This window comes from Priestia sp. 40, assembly GCF_049368575.1.
In the GTDB taxonomy this organism is placed as follows: domain Bacteria; phylum Bacillota; class Bacilli; order Bacillales; family Bacillaceae_H; genus Priestia; species Priestia zanthoxyli.
In genome coordinates, this window is sequence record NZ_JBMPZA010000005.1 from 274,795 (window position 1) to 297,198 (window position 22,404).

Sequence of the window (22,404 nt, forward strand, 5' to 3'; positions counted from 1 at the left end):
GATTTCCTGTTCACTTATTAGCTATGTACTTTTCGCTTGTAATAAACGAGGGTCCAAAAATATACGCATATTCCTACTAGTAAAATTGTAGCTTCCCAGCCTCTTTCACCGGTTTTAATAAAATCATAGGAAGACCAAATTAACAGCGCTACCGTATAAAATAAAAAGCCGTTTCGCGCAGCTTGTTTAATTTCAAACTTTTCCATTTCGTCCGCTTTTTTTATTTTCACATTACCTTCTCCTTTTTAACTAACTCATGATTTATGAAATAAAAACAGCTCATCTACTGTTGCTCCCAGCTCTTCGGCGAGTTGAAAAGCTAGCGTTAAGCTTGGATCATACTTATTGTTTTCAATTGCATTAATCGTTTGTCTCGAGACGCCGCATACTTTTGCCAGTTCATCCTGAGACATTTTTTTGATTTTACGCAGTTCTTTAATTCGGTTTTCCACCATTCATCACTCATCTCTAAAATGTAAAAAACTTTTTACATTTATATCTTACATTATCTTCCTCAATTTTGTCAAATATGTTTGACAAATTAATATTTCTTACATACCTGAAATAAAGGATGGGAAAAAGCAGGTTAGTTGAAGGACAATTCGAACGAGCTTGATTAAGAATCAAACTCGTTCAGATTTTTTATTGCTATGATGAATGTAGGCTTGATCTATTTCGTTCGCTGCTTCTAGCTGTTGATTGGAGGGCCAGGCGAAGACTACTGCGGGAAAAGCGGAAGTGGTGAGACCCCGCAGGAGCGAAAGCAACGAGGAGGCTCACCGTCCGCCCGCGGAAAGCAGAGCCTTGCACGGAAATCATTAGCGGTGTAACAAGCGATTCATAGTAGTAACATCAAAGCTTCTTACTCATATTAAACCACTGCACGCCTGCATGCTGCGACTCCGCCAATCCTTGATTCACATACCCGTTTTTTTCATAAAAAGGAATTAATTCTTCTTTACACGTTAAGGTAACCGTTAAGCGCTGTTTGTTCCGCGCTTGTTTCTCAAACTCCCTCAGCAGCATACTAGCAATTCCTTTATGATGATGCTTGGGATTTACAACGATACCTAAAATACTTTGATGACCACCTGTCTCAGGGTTCGAAATCGTTTTTTCAAACAAATCATCCGTGATAAACGGAGCTGAAATGACGGGGCCGTTCACATATCCGATTATTTCTTCATTTTCTTGGGCAATGATAAACGTATCAGGAATGGTGTTGATCCGCGTGATAAACGCTTCTTTTGAGGCAGCTTCTTCAGGTGTAAAGCCTTTGTTTTCTAACGTAATTAATTGGTTTAAATCCTTTTTATCCACTTGTCTTATAATCATTGAAACGTTTCCTTTCATTATGTATTTCTCTTTTTTCTCTAAAAGCTTCTATTACATATAACTATCTCTTTCTACTATATATAAAAATGCCCAAACAAAAAAGGATTGACCTCTGCATCATACAGAATTCAACCCTACTTCGCTTTTTAATTAACGTCTTGATTATTTGATAAATGCACCAAACGGCTTGCCTACCGGAAGCACAACTCGACCATAGTGAGTATTTAATACAGCCGCTGCAGATCCATAGAATGAAAACAGAGCAATTAATAGCTCTGACACTGCTGCTAGTAAGTGCGTGTACTCATATGCCACATCAAATGTACTTAGCGATAATCCAATAAATAAGAAATCAATTAACACAAAAATAATAAATAATACTTTATGAGTGCCCATTGCTCCAACTGTCATAAAAACGCTGAAAATTAAGTAGCCTACAAAAGCAAATGCGAGCTGCTTCGGATCCGCTGCTTTTGCGAGCGCTTCCCCAAATGCTCCAAGCTGAATAAGCCATGTCATGCCGACACCTAGCCAAAATAACCCGAAGGCACCAAAAGCCGTTGCGCCGAAGGTATTATTATGTTTGAAATCTTGCATAGACGCGATTAACTGCCCTATTCCGCCTAAAAAAATCGCCCATGGCAATACCAATGAAACCCCATCGGTTACCCCAAGCTTTTGAAACGATGCAACAAGTGTCACCATGGCAAGTCCGAATAGACCTAGCGCTGATGGATCTGCTGTTACAATTTTAACGTGCTGCGTGCTGTTGTTGCTCATGTTGTACCTCCCTGATTTTAAAAACACCTTTAAAAAGATACAAAAATCTACGGGAAGTGTCAATGGATATTTTTGGCCTTTAAGAAACCCATAAGACCAAGCAGTGTAGCGTTTACACTGCTTGGTCTTTACTTTCTCGTTATTAAACGTTTTGTAATAAATTTTGTCTTGTTTGTTTTGCAGACTCAACCATCACTTTTAAAGCTTCAACCGTCTCGCTGATTCCTCTTGTTTTAAGGCCGCAGTCGGGATTAATCCAAAACAATGCAGGATCAAGCACCTGCAGAGCGCGGTCAATGTTTCTTGTCAGCTCTTCAAGCTTCGGTACGCGCGGGCTGTGGATATCATATACGCCAAGTCCGATTCCTTGATTGTACGTATGTTTTTCAAACGCATAAATTAGTTCACCATGGCTTTTAGACGTTTCAATGGAAATCACGTCGGCATCAAGCGCTTTGATCGCATCAATAATCTCTTCGAATTCTGAATAGCACATATGCGTGTGAATTTGCGTCTCGTTTTGCACCGATACCGTCGCTAGCTTGAACGCATACACCGCGGCATTCAAGTAGTCTTCCCAGTTTTCTCGTTTTAACGGCAATCCTTCACGCAGCGCCGGTTCATCTACTTGAATCATTGAAATGCCCTGACTTTCAAGTGCTTCTACTTCTTTTCTAAGAGCAAGCGCAATTTGATTTGCGACGTCGTAGCGCGGGATATCATCACGTACAAACGACCAGTTTAAAATCGTAATCGGACCCGTCAGCATTCCTTTAACCGGCTTATCTGTTAGAGACTGTGCATACACAGTTTCTTTGATCGTCATCGCCTGCTCGTACGATACATCTCCGTAAATGAGCGGCGGCTTTACGCAGCGAGAACCGTATGATTGCACCCAGCCAAACTTCGTAAACTGAAAGCCTCCTAATTTTTCACCGAAGTACTCAACCATGTCCGTACGCTCAAACTCTCCATGCACAAGGACATCTAAGCCGATGTCTTCTTGAATTTCAATCCATTTTTTGATTTCATCGTTAATGTACGCTTCATATGCTTCATCGCTTAACTCGCCTTTACGCCACTTTAGACGCTGTTGTCGCACTTCTTTTGTTTGCGGGAAGCTTCCAATTGTTGTCGTGGGAAGAAGCGGCAGTTGAAAAGCTTCTTGCTGAACGCGTTGACGTACGTCAAACCGCGCTTGGCGCTCAGCTTTATAGCTGTCCAGCTGCTTCAGCTCTTTTTGCACGTCTTGATGGTTTCGGAAAGATGATCCATTTAATGCTTGAATCGCCTGTTTACTTACGTTTATTTCTTCTTCTATTGCTTCTTTTCCTTGCTGCACCGCTTTTGTTAAAAGCGTGATTTCCTTTAGCTTTTCATCTGCAAAAGAGAGCGCATTTTTTAACACTGGCTCAATGGTTTCTTCATTTTTTACCGTGACAGGAACATGTAATAAACTCGATGAAGGCTGCAGAATCAAACGGTCTTTTGATACGGCTTCTTCAATTTCACTGATCGTTAAAAGCTGCTCGTCCAAATTTTCACGCCAAATGTTTCGTCCGTCAATCACTCCTGCTGCCAGCACTTTATCAGTCGGAAACCCATATTTATTAAGCGCAGTGAGATTTTCTCCTCGGTCATGTACAAAGTCTAAGCCAATTCCTTCAACAGGAAGAGACACAACTTCTTTGTAGTAATCAACGCTGTCAAAATACGTTTGCAAAATGACTTTTACATTCGGTGCCGCGTCATGCAGGACTTGATAGACTTCTTTGTACAGCGCCAGGTCTTCTTTTGATAGCGTTGTAGCTAAAACCGGCTCATCTATTTGTACCCACTCTACTCCTTCTGCCTGAAGCTCCGCTAAGATAGTTGCATAAAGAGGAATAAATTGTTCAACTACTTCTTTAAACTCACTTTCTTTATATCCTTTTGATAGCTTTACAAATGTTACCGGACCTAAAATAACGGGCTTTCCTTTGATATTTAGCTTTTGTTTTGCTTCTTTGTAAAATTGAAGCGGACGATTTTCTACGAGAGCCGGCTTACGTCCTTCTAGCTCTGGTACGATATAGTGATAATTGGTGTTAAACCATTTTGTCATCGTAGAGGCTACTGCACCTTTTGTTCCTCGCGCAATGTCAAAATACGTTTCAAGCGATACTGGTCCTCCCTCGTACTCAAAGCGCTTTGGCACCAAACCAAACATAACAGCTGTATCTAACACATGATCGTATAAGCTAAAATCGCCGACTGGAATCAATTCAATTCCTGCATCACGCTGTTTTTTCAGATGCCCTAGACGAAGAGCCTCCATTTCCTGCAGAAAGATATCTTTCTCTAGCTTTCCTGCCCAAAACTGCTCAAGCGCTTTTTTCCATTCTCGTTTTTCACCAATTCTTGGATAACCTACATTTGAACTTTTTACACTGCTCATTTTTTCCACTCCCTGTATATTTTTTTATCGATAAACTAAAAAATCTCTCTTTTCGAAATGAAAAGAGAGATGATACGCATACTTAACTAAAGTTGAGATAGCCTGTTTTTCTCAACACGTATTCCTCACTCCTCTCTATATCCCGTAGAGCTTAAGTGCATACAACAGGCAGGTCTCCTGACTTAGGTTCATCGCTTCCTATCCCTTCCCATTTCAACATGAAACAGTGGTTAATAAGTTGCTCCCCATTACAGTGGCGGGACCGCGCCGGCTTTTCACCGGTCTTCCCTTTTAAGCTGCGTACATTCGTTACACAGCACCTGATGCATTTCTATGAAATTGTTTATTCAAAACACCTTCACATAAAATAAAAAGCCTCTCTATCATGAATAGAGAGGCATAGTATCTATGAAATCCTCTCTTATTTTTCAAAGCTGTACGCTTTGCAGGATGTAGCACCTTTTTAACAAAATTGTTAAATGGTTGCCGGGCTTCACAGGGCCAGTCCCTCCGCCTCTCTCAATAAGAGTTTTAATTGTTTATAATGTTTTGAATTTAGAGTTATCTTAACACCTTACATTTACGTTGTCAAAAGAAATTTAAAAAAATCAGTTTTCAGGAGGTGCTGACGCTAATTTTTGCCTTAACAATTTGTAATCATCTTTTCGATGTGTTTCGATCAAGTCTTTTGCTCCTTGATGATACCCTGAAGAATAGATGTACTCTACCGCGGTTTCGATAAGCATTCTCTTTTCTTCCGCACACTCCCGATCCATTAAAGGGAACAGTCTACCTAAAAGGTCATTTAAATCTTCCTTAATAAAACGATTAAGTCCTTCTTGCATCTTTTCGTTTGCCATGATAGCTCCTCCATTTGCTGTGTATCTTCTAAGCCTCTATAAACAGGCAGTTCACTGTAAATTTTAAGATAAAGTTAAGTCATTAAACAGTATATCAAGTGAATGTTTTTCCTCAATTACATATGTAATACAAATATATGACAAATATAGAGAATATATCATCATTCACTATCTATTATAACGTTTGACTGAGCCTTCTGCTACAAGGTTTCTTTAAACATTATGCACAATCTTCCAAAAGCCTGCCTGTGAATCACAGGCAGGCTCTCCATTAAACATAACTTTCTATTCTCTTGTTTTTACAAACAACTTCTTCGAGGTCGTCCAAAATCCTTCCAAAGAAGAGGTCCTAAAATGTCGTACCGGCTAACAAAAAACTCCGTAAAATTATAATTATTTAAAATTAAAGGCGGCTCAAAATCAAGGGGAGCACCCGCGCCTCCTGACAATACAAAATCAGTGCCTCTTCCAAGCGTAAACGACCCGTTTCTGTTTTTTCTAATAAACTGCTCGTCATACGCATGCACGTGACTGACTAACACTTTTTTCACGCGGTGTTCTTGAATTAAATCAAAAAATTCTTGACTTTGAGGAGTCGTTACAGGAAACCCTTCAAGGTTTGTCCACCGACCAATATTTGGCTGCGCATGCATGGCTATAACGGTATTACGAGGAGCATCCTCTAGCTGCTGCTCTAAATAATTAAGCTCTCTATCTGTAAATCCATATATTTTATTTTTGGGACTGATGACATTATTTAATGCAATGCACCGGAAGTTAAAGACAGGAATATCAATGACCCAGTGTACTTTTCCGATAGTGGCTCTGAAGTTTTCGAGATTGCTTTCATCAAGGTACAGTTCATCATGATTCCCTACGCATACAAACAAAGGAATGTTTGGTGCGATTTTTTCGACAACCTTAACAAAGTGCTCCAAATACTCTTTTTTCCCTGTATAGACGGTGTCTCCCCCATGAATAATAAACAGCGGGTCCAATTCCACCGCCTTTTTTAACACAAGCTCAAATTCACCGCTCATCGTGAAACAATTATCGTTTGGTCCGTCACCTCTGCTGTCGCCCATAAAAACAAAGTTGAATGGATCTCTCGGATTTAATTGTTTAATTCTTTGCTTTAATAACTTTTCAGAACGTTCATGAAGCGTCAAATTCATCAACTAGTTAATCCCCCTATTACTAAATAAATTTGGTTAAAAGTAAACAAGCTTACTTATTTATATGGAAATTTGCTGATGAAGGTCACTATCTTCTTGTAAGCAGAACGCACATTTAAATGCGTTTCTATAGCCTATCTATTCTTTCATTTTGTTAAGCACTGATAAGACAACATAAAAGCTAGAATCTCAGTATCTATTAATAAGAGCTGGAGCATAATCCAAAGACGAACAAAGGCCGACATGAGCTGAACCGCTTGTTGCCCCGCAGTTGATTTCCGTGCAAGGCTTCGCTTTCGGCGGGCAGCCGATGAGCCTCCTCGTCGCTTGTGCGCCTGCGGGGTCTCATCTGTTCCGCTTTTCCCGCAGGAGTCTTCGCCTTGCTCTCCAATCAACTGCTAGAAGAAATGAAACAGCTGAAACCTGCGTTCACCACAAAAAACGAACCACTAATCAAAGTGTTTGATTAGTGGTTCGTTTTTCACTTCAGCTAACATATTTTTATCTCAGCACCTTACATTTAAAACTTTTACGACAATTAAACATATTTATTACGCTCAACTGGACTTAAAGAATTTCTTTCAGAACGAGCTGCCATGTCTGTTTCAATTTGCTCTAGGCTGCGTCCTTTTGTTTCAACAACTACAAAGCGTATGAAGAATAATCCGAGAATACAAATGATTCCGAACGTTGAAAAGATCACGCCTAAACTAAACTGGTCGGCTAAAATTGGGAACACAAGCCCTACTGCAAGCGATCCTGTCCAGTTAAAGGCAGATGAAATACCAGCACCGATTCCGCGTACAGAAAGCGGGAAAATTTCTCCTACAATGATCCACGTAAGCGGCGCCCAAGAAAACGCATAGCAAAGGATAAAGCAGCAAAGGGCAATTAACGTAACCCAGTTAACGACGACTTCATTAACGCCTACTGCTCCAAGAATAGCCGGGGTAAAAAAGGAAAGAGCCATACCCGCGCCGCCAATCGTAAGAATGGTACGACGGTTGAATTTATCAACAAACTGCAGAAAAATAAGTGTTGTCACAACGAAGATTACCCCAACGATGACCGTAAAACCAGCAGCTACCTGCGGCGCTAAACCAACTTGACGAGCAATGCTTGTTGCATAATAAACAATTGAGTTTGAGCCTTGAATCTGCTGAAAAGTTGCCATTCCGACACCGATAATTAAAGCTAAACGAAACTTTTTCTGGAACAGCTGTTTAATGCCTGATTGTTCATGCACAGCTACGCTTTCAATTTCAGACACTTCAGCTTCGACTTCCGCTGCTGAGGAACGAAGCGTGCGCAGCACTTCACGCGCTTTGTCTGCCATTCCGTTTTTAATTAAATAACGAGGTGACTCCGGAAGCTTGATCATACCGATGCATAAGACGATCGCAAAAATACCGGCACTGCCAAGCATAAGTCGCCAGCTGTTTGGAATCGGCTCAAAAATAAAGGCTACGATATAGCTTAATAATAGTCCAATTACAATCATTAGCTGATTCAAACCTGAAAGCTTCCCGCGAATATGAGCGGGTGCGATTTCTGACATATAAGCAGGAACTAAAGAAGAAGCCGTTCCTACTGCTGTACCTAAAAAGACGCGCGCAATCGTTAACGTGATTTCCTCTGGTGCAATCGCTGAACCGATGGAGCCTAACAGAAAAATGATAGACGAAATTAAAATTAACTTTCTTCGGCCAAACTTATCACCTAATAATCCGCTTAAAATAGAACCAATAATGGCTCCGCCCATTAGCGACGAAACCACAATCCCCAGCCAGAGCGGACTTAAATGAAACGTTTCACGGATATGACCTTCTGCACCAGCAATAATCCCAATATCATAACCAAATAAAATACCGGCAAATGAGCCGAAGAAGAAGATAAACTTACTTGATACTTTACTCATGATTATATATCCCCTTTGTATTGTCTTAGTTTTGCTCCCTATCACACAAATTTAAAACGCTTTCATTTATTTCTAAAAACGGCGTTCTTTTACTAACGCTATATTTTCACTTCCAAGGAAGCAGCGCTCCCTCAGAAATGTGAATGCTTACTTAATAATGACGTACTCTAGATCCACAAGCTTTGCATAGCTCACGATTTGATCGGTCGTTAAATTTAATGAAAGAACCGTATGATGGCCTCCTCCATTTTCAATCCACGCTTTGACACCGTCTTGGAAGTTCGGCTTGATGTTCCAAAGCACGCGCGCCACAGGAAGATGTGGAGCTGGAACTTCCGGTTCAAATGCCGATACTTCGTTAATTAACAGCTTGTAATGCGTACCGAAGTCAGCCATGGAAACCACTACGCCTTCTCCTTGTTTACCGTCAAACACTAAGCGAGCCGGGTCTTCACGGTTACCGATTCCTAGCGGAGAAACGATTAGTTTTGGCTTATTTACCGCTAGCGTTGGGTCTACTTCGAGCATGTGAGATTGAAGCACTGACTCACGTCCAGGTGCTAATTCATACGTGTAGTCTTCCATAAAGCCCGTTGACTGATTGTGGCTCATCACTTTAAGCAAGCGGTCAAGCGCCGCTGTTTTCCAGTCTCCTTCACCAGCAAAGCCGTATCCCTGTGCCATCAAGCGCTGAACAGCAAGACCTGGAAGCTGCTTCATGCCGTACAAATCTTCAAAGTTAGTCGTAAAAGCGCTGTAGCCGCCTTCGTCTAGAAAACGTTTAATCGCAATTTCATAGCTTGCCTGTACTTTTACGCTAGATTCCCAGTCTTCTACAGAATAATCGCCGTAAACAAACTCATACGCCTCCGCATATTCAGCAAACAAATCGTTGATTTCTTCTTCCGTAACGGCATCTACATATTGAACAAGGTCACCAATTCCAAAGTAGTCAACCGTCCAGCCAAATTGAATTTGTGCTTCAATTTTGTCTCCTTCCGTTACGCCGACGTTGCGCATATTGTCACCGAAACGGGCAACTTTAATGTTGAAGCTTTCGTTATAAGCAGCGGCTACGTCCATCCACTGTGCAATTTGCTGCTGTACGTCGGGGCGCTCCCAGTAGCCTACTACGATTTTATTTTGCTTGTTCAAACGCGCGTTGATAAAGCCGTATTCGCGATCACCGTGAGCGGATTGATTCAAGTTCATAAAGTCCATATCAATCGTTTCCCAAGGAATGCTTTCGTTAAATTGTGTTGCTAAATGAAGCAGCGGTTTTTGCAGTAGTTTGGTACCGCGAATCCACATTTTTGCAGGAGAGAACGTATGCATCCACGTGATTACGCCGGCAACTTCATCTCGGTAATTTACTTCTTTCATCATGTTTGTAATCGTATCCGCATTCACAGCTAAATCTTGCAGGACAAGCGGATAAGGTAAGATACCGCTTTCATTTAAAGCATCAGTCATACTTTGCGCGTGTGCTTTTACTTCTGCTAGCGCTTCTTTTCCGTAAAGATGCTGTGAACCAACAATAAACCAAAATTCTTTTTGAGCTGTTTTTAACATGATAATCCCCTTTTCTGTATGTAAGTCTTTTACTGTCCCTGCCCATAATACGCGTTTTGTCCGTGTTTTCGTAAATAATGTTTGTCTAATATACGCTGCGGCAGCTCTTCAGCCAGTCCGTTTAATTTTTGTGTAAAGAAATTCATTTTGGATACTTCGTCTAATACAACGCTGTTCATTACCGCCGTTTTGGCATCTTTTCCCCACGTAAACGGCCCGTGCCCTTGAAGTAAAATACCAGGAACCGCTAGCACATCTAAGCCGCGCTTTTCAAACGTTTCAATGATCACCTTGCCCGTTTCCACTTCATATCCGTCATTTACTTCTTTTTCTGTCAAAAAACGCGCGCACGGTACGGCACCATAGAAGGTATCGGCATGTGTCGTTCCCATTGCCTGCACATCAAGTCCTGCTTGAGCCCAAATGGTCGCCCACGTTGAATGCGTATGAGCAATACCGCCAATTTCGGGATAGTGTTTATATAGTACGGCGTGCGTCAGTGTATCAGAGGACGGATTAAGCTCACCTTCTACCACGCGGCCATCTAGGTCTACGACTACCATATCTTTGGCTGCCATTTTTTCATACGTCACGCCGCTTGGTTTAATCACAAACAAACCGCTGTCTCGGTCAACTGCACTTACATTTCCCCACGTGTACTTGACCAGTCCGTGTTTTGGCAAATCGAGGTTTGCTTGAAATACTTCTTCTTTTAATTTATCTAGCACAGTAACTCCTCCCGTTCTTCGCTGTGATGCTCGGCAGCTGTTTTTTCAATGACTAGCCCTTTTTTATATCTTTTAATAAATGCTTCAAACCCTTTTACATCGAGTTCGTCAGGGTAGATTTCCTGTGCGGTCACTTCTTTAAAAACTTTATCATCCAAGAAATCTTCTAAACTTTCATTCTCACTTTTATTGAGCATGTAAGAAGAAAGAATAGCCATTCCCCACGCGCCGCCTTCTCCTGCTGTGTCCATAACGGAAACCGGGGTATTAATTGCCGCTGCCATCATTTTTTGACCAACTACCGGCGTTTTAAATAACCCTCCGTGCGCTAAAATACTATGAATCTTTACGTTTTCTTCTTTGACTAAAAGATCCATTCCTATTTTTAAAGCACCAAAAGCTGTAAAAAGATGTGTACGCATAAAGTTTGCTAGATTAAAATTACTTTTTGCTGAACGGACAAATAGCGGACGTCCACTTTCTACTCCGGTAATATTTTCACCTGAGAAATAACCGTAGCTAAGCAAGCCCCCTCCATCAGGATCAGCTTCTAGCGCTTTATTTAACATCACTTGAAATAATTTATCCGACTCTATTTTTTGCCCCATCGCCTCCGAAAATTCACGAAACAATCCGAGCCAGGCGTTTAAGTCGCTTGAGCAGTTATTCGCATGAACCATGGCAACTGGACTGCCGCTTGGCGTCGTAACTAAATCAATTTCTGGATAAACGTTTGCAAGCTTTTTGTCTAGGACAATCATCGCAAAAACGGACGTTCCTACCGAAACATTTCCCGTGCGCTTTCTTACGCTGTTTGTCGCCACCATTCCCGTTCCCGCATCTCCTTCTGGAGGACAAAGCGGAATGCCCGGCTGCAAATTTTTTGATTGATCTAAAATACTAGCCCCAATGGCTGTTAATATACCTGCTTGCTCGCCTGAAGTATGGACTGCAGGCAGAATATCTGATAGTTGCCACGGATACCCTTTATGAGAAATGAGATCATCAAACTGCTTCATCATATTTTCACTGTAATTTTGCGTGCGTTCATCAACCGGAAACATCCCCGAGGCATCTCCAATGCCAAGCGACTTACTTCCAGTCAGCAGCCAGTGAATATAGCCTGCTAGCGTTGTCATGTAATGGATGCGCGGCAGGTGTTTTTCTTGATTGATAATTGCCTGATACAGATGCGCAATGCTCCATCGTTCAGGAATATTAAAGTTAAAATGTTCAGTTAATTCTTTTGCTGCTTCGCTTGTTGTTGCATTACGCCACGTTCGAAACGGAACTAGCAGCTCACCCGTTTTATCAAACGCCATATATCCGTGCATCATAGCTGAAACGCCGATGGAGCCAACTGTTCGAATGGTGATCCCGTAGCTTCGTTCCACTTCTTGCTTCATTTCACGGTAAGCACTTTGCAGACCTGTAATAATATCGAGTAAGTTGTACGTCCAAAAACCGTCTTCTAAGAGATTTTCCCATTCGTAACTGCCTGATGCGATGGTTTCAAAGCTCTCATTAATCAGCACCGCTTTAATACGAGTAGATCCAAGCTCAATTCCAAGGGACGTTTTTCCTTTAGCAATTGCTTGTTTTATGCTTTCTTGAGTTGTTTTCACGTTTAATCTCCTTTCTGATAGCTATAAAGATACCTATAGCAGTAAGGAAGCGCTTTCCGTTTTATGTAACGCTGTTTGAATTTGTTAACAACTTAAGTATATTTATTTGTACGTACATTTGTCAATAATAAAATTATATATGCACACAAATATTAAAAACATCCTACCTTTCCTTCTTTAAACGTTCAAATAATCGGTATCCAATCGTTAAATCATTCTTCTTTCAATTAAAAATTACGGAAATCTTTTCATTTATTCACGTTCATGATAAAATATGTCCATACAAATTTTATACATAAAAAAAGTTGAATGTATACAACTACGAAAGAAGTGAAAACATGAAGCCAAAATATCAGGTGATTATTGAAGATATAAAAAGCAAAATTCTTTCAGGCGATTACAGCATCGGCGAACAAATCCCGACTGAATCGGTCATGCAAGAAACATATAACGTCAGCAGACATACGGTTCGAAAAGCGATTCTAGAGCTGTCGAATGAAGGATTTTTAAGAAGCGAAAAAGGATCTGGCACCTATGTGAGCAATCAGTATCAATCCAAAGCGAGCGGGGCTTCTGCCAACAAAACAATCGGCGTTATTACCACGTATATTTCTGACTATATTTTCCCTTCGATCATTCGCGGAATTGAAAGCAGATTAAATAAAGATAATTATTCGCTGCTGCTGGCTAGCACGAATAATGATGTGGAACAAGAAAAAAAAGCATTGGAAATGATGCTTTCTTACGGAGTAGACGGTCTAATTGTTGAGCCTACAAAAAGTAATTTGTACAATCCAAACATCTCGTATTATTTATCATTCAAAGAACAAGACGTTCCGTTTACAATGATTAACGCCTACTACGAAGAATTGGACGTTCCGTTTTTTTGTCTAGACGACGTTCAGTCAAGCTACCTTGCCACAAATGAATTAATTTCAAAAGGCCATACGCAAATTGGGCTTATCGCAAAAATGGATGACCTGCAAGGAAAGTACCGAATGAAAGGCTACATAAAAGCGCTTGGTGAAGCAAAGCTCCGCTTTCAGCCTGAGCATATTTTGTCTTTTAACACGGAAACAAAGCTTGATTTGTACGCTAATTTGAAGACGTTTCTTACTGAAAACCAAGACGAAATGACCGCTCTTGTCTGCTATAACGATGAAGTCGGATTAGAAGTCGTAAATGTATGCAGACAGCTTGGTATCTCCATTCCGGACAAGTTGTCAATTATTGGTCAAGACAATTCGTACATCGCTAAAAATGCGACGATTAATTTAACAACGTTAACCCATCCGCAGGAACAAATGGGACACGACGCGGCGGATTGGATTATTAAAAAACTGCAGGGCAAAAAAGATTTGCCAAACGAAACCTACTATCAGCCGGTGTTAGTTGAAGGAGAAACGATTAAAGAATTAACTGCAAAGCGTGATGAAGTGCGTTGAGAGAAGGCTTCCTTAGAGGTCTATAAAACTTCTTATGAGATAAGGGGATGCACATTATTATGCATCCCCTTCTTTATGTAATGATTCCCTTTATAACGGAGCCTGAACGTTGATATATACTCCTTTTTCTATCCTTTGTTTTGCTTCTTCTATTACTCTTTTAGCGGTAAGTGATAACTGAGATACAGGAGCCGCTCCCTCTGAACCAATGACGAGAGGATCAACCCAGCGCATTTTTGTCGTTTGGTAAACATCATAACAAGACGCAGTGCCTGTTTCTACTTTGCTGTTAAGAAGAGCAGCTAACATTACTTCAATGCTGCTATCTCCAGCATTTTTCAGCAACCGAACCACATCTTCATCCTGCTTTAGAAAATCTTCTATAGATAAAATATCTTTTTGCAAAGCAAGCTTGATAATCTCCGTCAGCTGATAATTTCCAAACATATTAAGCGGATTCATAAAAAAGCCAATCACTTCTTTGTAGTAAGCATCCAAAAACCACTCTGCCGCTGATAAATTACTGCATGCCATTTGTCCATTAAATACGACAAGCTGATCCAAAAACGCTTCCACTTCTTGTAAAGTGATCTCCCCGCATACGTACAAATCCCGCAGCGTATAATCCACGCGGTCAGCGCATAAGTGCGGAGCGCTCTGTTCGAGAAGCGTCCACTGGCTTTCATCAAGTAAGATATCTCGCCAGTTTAAACCGGCGTTCTTTAAAATATGAGGAATAGATGACTGGGCTACTATTTTTTCGTAAATCATTTCATGATAATTTTCTTCTTTTTGTTCAAGAACGTAGTCAATCACATGAGAAAATGCCGTATGGGAAACGTCATGTAATAAAGCCGCTATTTGCTCTTCCAAAGAGCCTCCTAATCTATTGACAAGCATCATCGCACCAACGGAATGATCGTATCGTGTAGTATTCCATTTTCCATTTACAAACCGGCTCGCTCCGCCTTGGTAAATTCCTTTTAAACGCTGTACGGGATCACTTTGAATGAGTTCTAAAAGAACGCCGTCTATTTCAAATTTTCCGTACAGCTCATCATAAAGTATAGCCATATCCTTCTCTCCTTTTACTAGCTTACTATGTTTAATCCTAAACGCACGACACAATGCTGTAAAGCACCTCTCGTCGTGTTGTGATAGTGAACTATTTTTTGTAACAAAATGTTCAATTCTTTCACATGAACACTTATAAAAATCACTCATTGGGATGATTTTATTTTATGACTTTAGTGATAAAGTTTTATGGAGAAATTTATTTACTAATAGAATGTAAGATAAAAAAGGAGATATTTATGAAGAAGCTTAGTATGCTGCTGCTCATTTTAGTCATTGCCATGGTCGGCTGTTCAAAAGGAAATGAGCAAAAATCACAGGAAGTTAAAGGGGAAATTGAAGTGCCCCAAACCATTAATGCCAATAAAACAGTTTCTATTGAAGTACTCGTTACACGAGGAGACCAAAAGATAGAAAACGCAGACGCTGTACAAATTCAAGTTGAAAAAGAAGGCTATATTAATCAAGAGATGATTGATGCAAAACACGAAGGTAACGGCACATACAGCACGGACTATACGTTTAAAGAAGACGGTGACTATACGATTACTGCTCACGTTACGATAAAAGGCGACATGAAGATGTTTACAAAAAAAGTGACGGTTGGCGAGAAAAAGTAAACTACCTGTCAAAAAGCGACCTCTGCTTATCAAAGGTCGCTTTTATTATTTCTTTGATTCTTTGATACGGTCAAGATACTGCTTCGCATGAAGCAAGCCAAGATTTTTTTCTTTTCGTATGTATTTAATAGCCTGAACGTCGCTTCGCCCATTCATAAGCATCAGATTGACTTTGTTTTCAAACGCTTCGTCGCTCTCTATTTCTAGCTGCTTCCACTCTTCCTTTGAATTACGTTTAGGTGTTGTTAGCAGCAGGATCACTAATATCATAAGAGCGCTGCTTGTCGTCACATAAAGCCAAAACCAGTCCAGAAACCAGCTGTTAATGACATTCAGTATGATGACGATGGTGAAACCGAAATATAATTTTGTTTGATACCTACTCGTTTTTTTTGAATCTATTTTATTAAAAAATACCCTCACGGTCAGCCTCCTTTCAGCATTTTATCGGTGAGTTTTTCTACTAATCTCTCTTGGCTCAACCTGCAGTTTCTTTTTACCTAATGATGACACTTTTCGTAGTACCCTCGCTTGTCTGATAGCCACCTGAACTGTTGCTGCCAATCACTTGTATGCTGCCGTAATCATGATAATCTTTGTTCGAAGAATGAGAGATTTGTAGTTGTTTTAACTCCGTTCCCTCTAAAACAAAGTAAGGGCCGTCATAACTCGTATTCTCGTACTCACCGGAAGAATGAAGGTGCGTGTACGCATAGCGACTAGTTGTAAAGAAGTGTTGGTTGTTAAGGATTTCTACCTTCGAAAAAAACTCATCTGCGGTCATTAATCGGTCATATTGAGCAGGCTTTCCATCAACTTTGTCACTTGTAACCGTCAACCAGTCCTCTCCTTGATCTTCACATGAAAAACATGAGCTGTAATGTAACATTGTATAGGAGTTATGATCAGAAGGATTTATCACTGTAAACCGCATAGAAGATATGTTTTGATCCCTATCTAGCGTTAAACGAAAATCTTCTATTTTTGCTTTATGCTGTGAGAGCTGCTGTTCTTTTCGAAAGGATTCCCAGCTTTTGCTTACTTCTCCAGACTTCAGCTCATCTCTTGTAAATAACAGCGTTTGTTTTGTACCTTTATAAACGACATTCACGATACTGAGAATAAGGAGAGCAAGGATTGCCAGCCAGCAGATGGTTTCTGCCACCTTGTTTTTTGCCATAGTTGTTCTCCCCCAGAAGTTAAATGTGTGCATATCATAAAAGAAACACACATCATACAAATTACCATTTATCCTAAAAAATATCAATTAATCTCACTAAGACTAAAGAATCAGCGACTTATAAAAAAAGTGCAGGACTCTCTCAAGAGCCCTGCACTTTTATTTCATATTTAAATAAGGTTAAACGCTTTTACCACTTGAGCAACCGCAAACGTAACGCCAATCGCAATCACTGTTGGAATCGCAAAAGCAAGAAACGTCCACTTTACATTTTTAGTTTCTTTATAAATATTCACAAGCGTTGTTCCGCACGGAAAATGCAGAAGTGAAAACAACATCATGTTAAGAGCCGTTAGCCACGTCCAGTGGTGATCAAGGAAAATTTGCTTGAGTCGAGTCGCATCTTCAATTTCAATTAATGAGCCCGTTGATAAATACGCCATCAGTAAAACTGGTACAACAATTTCATTAGCCGGCAATCCAATAATAAAAGCAGCTAATATATAACCGTCTAGTCCTAGCGACTTGGCAAACGGATCAAGAAACTGAACAAAGTGCATTAAAATACTCGTATCGCCAATATAGATATTAGCCAATACCCACGTTAACACCGCTGCGGGCGCTGCAACAATAATCGCACGTTTTAACACAAACAGCGATTTATCCAACGTCGCCCGTACAATTGTATCTACAAATTTTGGCTTGCGGTAAGGCGGAAGCTCTAGCGTATAGTGTGTTGGTACTCCGCGCAGCGCTGTTTTAGACAGTGCCCACGATACAAACAGCGTCACCACAATTCCAAATAACACGGTTCCCACTACCACAAGAGCCGTTACGAATGTTTTAGCGCTTCCTGTAAAGCCTGTTGCCATAAATAAAGAAGCTAGTAAAATCAGCGTAGGCCATCTGCCGTTACAAGGAACAAAGTTATTTGTTAAAATCGCCATCATACGTTCACGGGGCGATTCAATAATACGCGTCGACATAATTGCTGCGGCGTTACATCCAAACCCCATCGCCATTGTTAAGGACTGCTTGCCGTGTGCGCCTGCTCGTTTGAACAAACGGTCCATATTAAACGCGACGCGAGGCAAGTAGCCGTAGTTTTCTAAAAGAGCAAACACCGGGAAAAAGATGGCCATCGGGGGCAGCATGACGCTGATGACCCACCCTGTGCCTCGAAACAGTCCTAATACAAGAATTCCGTGCAGCCATTCTGGCGCATGCATCGCTTGAAAGAAAGCTGTTAAATATCCTTCCGCCCAGCCGAACCCTTCTGCAATTAATCCGGAAGGAACGTTTGCGCCTGCTATGGTGATATAAAAGATGACCGATAAAATACCAAGCATAATTGGAAAGCCCCAGATTGGTGAAGTGAAGACTTTATCCAATTTCTCAGTGCGCTGAAGCTTTGAGCGGTCTTGGTACACAACTGATTTTTTACATATTTGCTGTGAAGACTGATAAATACTTGCGACCATATTTGAACGATGATCTTTTTCTTTTGCCTGCTGCGCATAGCGCGTTAGCTGTTCCATCGCTAATGAGTTTTCAGGAGTTAACGGATTTCCCATATGCGCTGTTCCTCCTTTCTGTGTGACTGATATCTTGCTGCTGACGCTGCTGAATGGTTTCTAAAAATGACGTGTCTCCATCAAGAACTCGTAAAGCAATCCAGCGGAGAGGAAACTGGTTTCCAACAATAGAAGCAACTTGAGGCTCTAGCTCCTTTAATGACGCTTCTATTTCTTTTGTGTACTGCACCTGGTACGGAGTAAGCTTTACCTGCCCGCGTACGACTCCTTCAATCGCATCCAGCAAATTCGTAATTCCTTTTTTATTGCGAGCTGATATTGGTACAACTGGTACCCCTAACGATTCAGCCAGCTTTTTTTCGTTAATTACAATTCCTTTTTTCTTTGCTTCATCCATTAAGTTCACACAAATCACGACGTTTTCCGTCATTTCCATCACTTGCAGCGCTAGATTAAGATTTCGTTCCATCGCCGTTGCATCTATCACCACAACCGTAACGTCAGGTCTTTCAAACAAAATATAATCACGCGCTACTTCTTCATCCGCCGAGTTTGAGTAAAGTGAATACGTTCCAGGTAAATCCACTATCGTATAAAGCTGATTATGATGTTCGAACGTCCCTTCTGCTTTGGCTACGGTTTTTCCCGTCCAGTTTCCGGTATGCTGCTTAAGACCGGTTAACCCGTTAAATAACGTACTTTTTCCTGTGTTCGGATTTCCTGCTAGTGCAATACGATATTTACTCACCGTCGTCACCTACTTTTTTTACATAAATTTTTGAGCTTTCTTCTTTTCTCAGACCAATCGTTGTATGACTGACTTGATAAGCAACAGGATCTCCTAACGGGCTTTTTTGAAGCACTTTAATGATGGCCCCTGGAATAAATCCTAAATCTAACAAGCGGCGCTTTAAGGCACCTTCGATCTCAATTCGCTCTAACTGTACTGTTTCACCTGTCGTAAATGTAGACAATGGATAATTATTTACACTAGCCATCTATTTTTCATCCCTTCTTTTTTTTTACCTATGGTTATATTTTTTTCATTAGACCAACTTTTAGAGTAAAAAAATATGCTCGTTGATTTTTAATAGGGTATTCTGCTGGTGCAGAAAAATGAACATGTCAGCATCATTTATTTGAAATTTTCAGTTTGTACGTGTCATGATACCGAAAGTTTACCACAGGAAACTTTTTTAGTCTAGGGTAAATAATTGACTTTTTACTTATTTCTACTGATGTCATAAAGTGTTAAACAAGGGTCTATTTTATCTAATAAAAGTAAGTCAAAAAATAATTCAGTAAAAAGAAATTAATAAAAGTAAAAAAATGTAAAGTTGTGCTATACTAGTGAATGAGCTTTTTTGGAAAATAAAGTATTGATTGGCTTTAAAACCTACAAAAATCACTTTAGGGGGCTTTTATGAAAAGGTTCAGAAGGGTTAGCGCAGTTGTTTTAGGTTTTGCTTTATTATTTTCACCGCTTGCTCCGCAAACAGTTGCAGAAGCAAAAGTCGTGTGGGGGAATCAGGAACTGGTTAAAGGGCAAATAGGACGCGTTACAGTTTTAAAGAACACGAATCTTTACAACATTAAAAACAACAAGTTAGTAGCGGCTAGAAAAGTGACAAAAGGGCAAGTATTCCGCGTGTATTCTGAATCTAGTAAATTTGGTGGTCTTTACGGCGTATCAAAGGGTACCTATGCTCAAAAGTCATCAAGTATTAAGTATGAAAAAGCGCCTAGTGACAAAGTTCAGGCCTTAGGAGTAACGGTCACGAAGAAATCTTTAGCAAGCAACATTAGCTATCCGCAGGTATCCGGTCTTATCAATAAACCATTTGAGGCTAGCTACAATCGAAAGTTTTTAAATATTGCGAAAGAAGCACAAAAAGAACACAACGAGCTAAAAGAACAAGAGAAGGAAGACCGTAAAAACGGCTGGGCGCCAGGTCCTTATTCTCGTAATATGACATACTCTGTACCTTACAACCAAGATAATATTTTAAGTGTTGCTATTACGAATGATGCGTACGCTGGCGGCGTTCACGGCAACGCTTGGATTGATACTTATAACTACGATTTGTTAAAAGCTCGACAAATTAACTTAAAGGATATTATCAACACCAACACTAAGTTAAATAAAGTTAATAACTATATTCGCAATGAAATGATCGCTCGTAATAAAAAAGGTGCTCAATTCTGGATTAATGAATTTAAGTCTGTAAACTTAAAAGAAGATCAGTTTTACTACACAAGTAGCGGCATTGCCATTATATTTGGTGAGTATGAGTACGGCCCGTATTCTAACGGCATTCATACGTTTAAAATTCCTTCCAGCATTTATAAATAAGATCGTCATACAAAAAAACATAAAAAAAGAAGCCTGCGAACCATCAGTTCACATGCTTCTTTTTCTTTTTTTCTGCAGAATACGCGGAGCAAAAAAAAGAAAGGTGAGCCCTATTCCGCTTCTTATAGCCTAGGAAAAACCGCTTTTAGAAGTATTTTTATAGGGTTTGAAAAAGTGAAATGGTCAAAACTAACGTCAGCAAGGAGCCTGCGGATGTTAACATCATTATCTTTCGGTTACTCTGATTCTTTTCAGGTTTTAAAAACTCTTGAATGGCTACAAACCAGATAACAAAAGTGATTAAAGAAAGTATCCCCATAGACATACGAGCATCTCCATTCATATATGTATTTAAATTTTTAACACATCTAATTAACTACCAAATTGATCGTATCTCCTTGTATTGTATACCGCCCCTTTATTTCTCCGATACCAGTAATTAAAAGGGAATCACCTGTTTCCAATGGTTTATCCTTTAATACGATGAGTAATTTTTTTATATCTTTTAATCCATCCGCACAATAAGTAAGAGATGGTTGTTGAATAAGGTATTCTTGGTTATTTATCCTTACTTTTATACAATTTTTATGTAATAACCTGCCTTCCAAAGGGATGATATTCATTGGATCAAAGGATAAAGCAATGATTTCTCCTTCAATGAAAAGATGGGTCCCTATCTGTGCTTCGAATTCATCCAGTTCTTTCTTCCTTGATTCAACCGCAAAATTTACTGCTGCTTCTGTTTCCGGGCTTATTTGAACCTCTTCAATTGCCTGTTTTCGAGGGGCAATATCAAGAAGTTTAATTAACTCAAATAGTGTTGTTTTAGTCTCAAAAAAACTTTCCTTCCAATCAAGTGACAATTCATCTAGCAGCAAACACATAAATAAGCCTGAACTATAACAGCTCCGCCTTGTATTAGAAGTGGATTCAACCACGTCTATTAGATTTTTCCCATATTTTTTTAAAACCAAATCATTAGCGAGCGAAGATTTTTCTGAAAAAGCCTTTAGTTCAACGTACCAGGCAGGCCCTTCAACAGATTCAATTAAATTTTCATATGTTAGATGCTCTTTTATTCCTTCTGACCTTTTTTCCCTTAGACTGATAAACTCGTTCAAATACTGCTTCTTTTTACTGATACCAGTTTCTATCAATGCATTATAAAGACTTTTCCTTTCGCGATTTCGAATTTCTACATTCTCTTTTGTTAAGGGGTAGGTTATTCCCAGCGTTTCATCAGGAAAGCGTTTTTCCCCTTTTACATATTGATTTCCGTGGAATAATTCGTGAACCAATATCGAAAAAAGTCCTTCATAGTCATCGTACAGTTCTATATCAGCAATAGCCGTAGGATAGCCATCAAATAGAATAAGCGTATTTCCCAAAAACTGCTCGTCCCGTTTTAAAATTTCATATGATTTAGGAGGAATGTTATTATACCTAGGATGATTGAACAGGAATACACTGTTTTCGTCATACAATGCATAGGCAACAAGTTCAAAATTGGGCCAATACCTTTCTAAGTTCGTATTAGTTAAGTCCTTGGCAATTTGATTCAGAAAATGATTCATTCTTTTCGTCCCCAATTGTTAATTCCCTAAGGAAAGAGAATATTCTTTTTTAGAAAAAAGGGCTTGTTCAACTTTACTTCCTCGTCAGTTGAACAAGATTACTATTATTATCCTAATTTTAACATAAGCTTCCTAACGTTTGGTCTGCTATCTAGGAAGAAACGAAATGATTAAAAAATTAAACCATTTTGTG

General features: G+C 39.9%; 23 protein-coding genes and 2 riboswitches. Of the genes, 4 read left to right on the forward strand and 19 right to left on the reverse strand.

What is annotated here, in order from left to right:
- Positions 1–17: 17 nt before the first annotated feature.
- Positions 18–224: a hypothetical protein gene (locus tag ACO1DI_RS02460; protein ID WP_042992457.1), complete on the reverse strand. Its 207-nt coding sequence runs from the start codon at positions 222–224 to the stop codon at positions 18–20.
- A 30-nt stretch (positions 225–254) separates the two neighbouring features.
- Positions 255–455, reverse strand: a complete 201-nt coding sequence (locus ACO1DI_RS02465) for a helix-turn-helix transcriptional regulator (protein WP_014458975.1) — start codon at positions 453–455, stop codon at positions 255–257.
- Positions 456–695: 240 nt separating this feature from the next.
- Between ACO1DI_RS02465 and ACO1DI_RS02470 the strand changes: the two genes are divergently transcribed.
- Positions 696–830, forward strand: a complete 135-nt coding sequence (locus ACO1DI_RS02470) for a hypothetical protein (protein ID WP_258232128.1) — start codon at positions 696–698, stop codon at positions 828–830.
- 22 nt (positions 831–852) lie between these two features.
- On the opposite strand, the gene ACO1DI_RS02475 is transcribed toward ACO1DI_RS02470, so the two are convergent.
- From ACO1DI_RS02475 to ACO1DI_RS02520, 10 genes are all read right to left on the reverse strand, one after another.
- Complete coding sequence (locus ACO1DI_RS02475) at positions 853–1,353, reverse strand: GNAT family N-acetyltransferase (protein ID WP_014458974.1); 501 nt, start codon at positions 1,351–1,353, stop codon at positions 853–855.
- Between the two features lie 144 nt (positions 1,354–1,497).
- Positions 1,498–2,115: an acetate uptake transporter gene (locus ACO1DI_RS02480; RefSeq protein ID WP_014458973.1), complete on the reverse strand. Its 618-nt coding sequence runs from the start codon at positions 2,113–2,115 to the stop codon at positions 1,498–1,500.
- 142 nt (positions 2,116–2,257) lie between these two features.
- Positions 2,258–4,552, reverse strand: a complete 2,295-nt coding sequence (metE, locus tag ACO1DI_RS02485; RefSeq protein WP_226555094.1) for a 5-methyltetrahydropteroyltriglutamate--homocysteine S-methyltransferase — start codon at positions 4,550–4,552, stop codon at positions 2,258–2,260.
- A gap of 150 nt (positions 4,553–4,702) precedes the next feature.
- A riboswitch (cobalamin riboswitch) is annotated at positions 4,703–4,891 on the reverse strand.
- 79 nt (positions 4,892–4,970) lie between these two features.
- A riboswitch (SAM riboswitch) is annotated at positions 4,971–5,081 on the reverse strand.
- Positions 5,082–5,160: 79 nt separating this feature from the next.
- Positions 5,161–5,412 (reverse strand): hypothetical protein, encoded by a 252-nt coding sequence (locus tag ACO1DI_RS02490; protein WP_033580155.1) that lies wholly within the window; start codon positions 5,410–5,412, stop codon positions 5,161–5,163.
- A gap of 299 nt (positions 5,413–5,711) precedes the next feature.
- Positions 5,712–6,587: a metallophosphoesterase family protein gene (locus ACO1DI_RS02495; RefSeq protein ID WP_423145244.1), complete on the reverse strand. Its 876-nt coding sequence runs from the start codon at positions 6,585–6,587 to the stop codon at positions 5,712–5,714.
- A gap of 146 nt (positions 6,588–6,733) precedes the next feature.
- Positions 6,734–6,982, reverse strand: coding sequence for a hypothetical protein (locus ACO1DI_RS02500; RefSeq protein ID WP_244303153.1), 249 nt, complete (start codon positions 6,980–6,982; stop codon positions 6,734–6,736).
- 143 nt (positions 6,983–7,125) lie between these two features.
- Positions 7,126–8,505: a sugar porter family MFS transporter gene (locus ACO1DI_RS02505; protein WP_140451220.1), complete on the reverse strand. Its 1,380-nt coding sequence runs from the start codon at positions 8,503–8,505 to the stop codon at positions 7,126–7,128.
- Positions 8,506–8,652: 147 nt separating this feature from the next.
- On the reverse strand, positions 8,653–10,077 hold the full coding sequence (araA, locus tag ACO1DI_RS02510) for an L-arabinose isomerase (protein WP_423145038.1): 1,425 nt from the start codon (positions 10,075–10,077) through the stop codon (positions 8,653–8,655).
- 29 nt (positions 10,078–10,106) lie between these two features.
- Positions 10,107–10,805, reverse strand: a complete 699-nt coding sequence (locus ACO1DI_RS02515; RefSeq protein ID WP_182421709.1) for an L-ribulose-5-phosphate 4-epimerase — start codon at positions 10,803–10,805, stop codon at positions 10,107–10,109.
- A complete protein-coding gene (locus ACO1DI_RS02520; RefSeq protein ID WP_226555092.1) occupies positions 10,799–12,430 on the reverse strand; it encodes a xylulokinase in 1,632 nt (543 codons plus the stop codon). Before ACO1DI_RS02520 ends, ACO1DI_RS02515 begins: the two co-directional genes overlap by 7 nt.
- A 338-nt stretch (positions 12,431–12,768) precedes the next feature.
- Here ACO1DI_RS02520 and ACO1DI_RS02525 point away from each other — a divergent pair, with 338 nt between their 5' ends.
- Positions 12,769–13,875 carry a GntR family transcriptional regulator gene (locus tag ACO1DI_RS02525; protein ID WP_226555091.1) on the forward strand — a complete coding sequence of 369 codons (1,107 nt, stop codon included), beginning with the start codon at positions 12,769–12,771 and terminating at the stop codon, positions 13,873–13,875.
- Positions 13,876–13,965: 90 nt separating this feature from the next.
- On the opposite strand, the gene ACO1DI_RS02530 is transcribed toward ACO1DI_RS02525, so the two are convergent.
- Complete coding sequence (locus ACO1DI_RS02530) at positions 13,966–14,949, reverse strand: HD domain-containing protein (protein WP_423145039.1); 984 nt, start codon at positions 14,947–14,949, stop codon at positions 13,966–13,968.
- A 239-nt stretch (positions 14,950–15,188) separates the two neighbouring features.
- On the opposite strand from ACO1DI_RS02530, the gene ACO1DI_RS02535 reads away from it, so the two are divergent.
- Positions 15,189–15,569, forward strand: coding sequence for a FixH family protein (locus ACO1DI_RS02535; protein ID WP_226555089.1), 381 nt, complete (start codon positions 15,189–15,191; stop codon positions 15,567–15,569).
- 45 nt (positions 15,570–15,614) lie between these two features.
- On the opposite strand, the gene ACO1DI_RS02540 is transcribed toward ACO1DI_RS02535, so the two are convergent.
- The 5 genes from ACO1DI_RS02540 to ACO1DI_RS02560 form a co-directional block, all read right to left on the reverse strand.
- Positions 15,615–15,992 (reverse strand): hypothetical protein, encoded by a 378-nt coding sequence (locus ACO1DI_RS02540; protein WP_226555088.1) that lies wholly within the window; start codon positions 15,990–15,992, stop codon positions 15,615–15,617.
- Positions 15,993–16,065: 73 nt separating this feature from the next.
- Entirely contained in the window at positions 16,066–16,749 is a 684-nt protein-coding gene (locus ACO1DI_RS02545) for a hypothetical protein (protein ID WP_226555087.1), read from the reverse strand.
- 170 nt (positions 16,750–16,919) lie between these two features.
- Entirely contained in the window at positions 16,920–18,287 is a 1,368-nt protein-coding gene (locus tag ACO1DI_RS02550; RefSeq protein ID WP_371906106.1) for a nucleoside recognition domain-containing protein, read from the reverse strand.
- Positions 18,288–18,300: 13 nt separating this feature from the next.
- Positions 18,301–19,032 (reverse strand): FeoB small GTPase domain-containing protein, encoded by a 732-nt coding sequence (locus tag ACO1DI_RS02555; RefSeq protein WP_226555086.1) that lies wholly within the window; start codon positions 19,030–19,032, stop codon positions 18,301–18,303.
- Entirely contained in the window at positions 19,025–19,282 is a 258-nt protein-coding gene (locus ACO1DI_RS02560) for a FeoA family protein (RefSeq protein ID WP_013058246.1), read from the reverse strand. The genes ACO1DI_RS02555 and ACO1DI_RS02560 overlap by 8 nt, the downstream gene beginning before the upstream one ends.
- Positions 19,283–19,707: 425 nt before the next feature.
- On the opposite strand from ACO1DI_RS02560, the gene ACO1DI_RS02565 reads away from it, so the two are divergent.
- Positions 19,708–20,637, forward strand: coding sequence for a DUF3298 and DUF4163 domain-containing protein (locus tag ACO1DI_RS02565; RefSeq protein WP_226555085.1), 930 nt, complete (start codon positions 19,708–19,710; stop codon positions 20,635–20,637).
- A 368-nt stretch (positions 20,638–21,005) separates the two neighbouring features.
- Here the strand turns inward: ACO1DI_RS02565 and ACO1DI_RS02570 are convergent, their stop codons facing one another.
- Positions 21,006–22,211: a hypothetical protein gene (locus tag ACO1DI_RS02570; RefSeq protein ID WP_423145040.1), complete on the reverse strand. Its 1,206-nt coding sequence runs from the start codon at positions 22,209–22,211 to the stop codon at positions 21,006–21,008.
- Between the last annotated feature and the right edge of the window lie 193 nt (positions 22,212–22,404).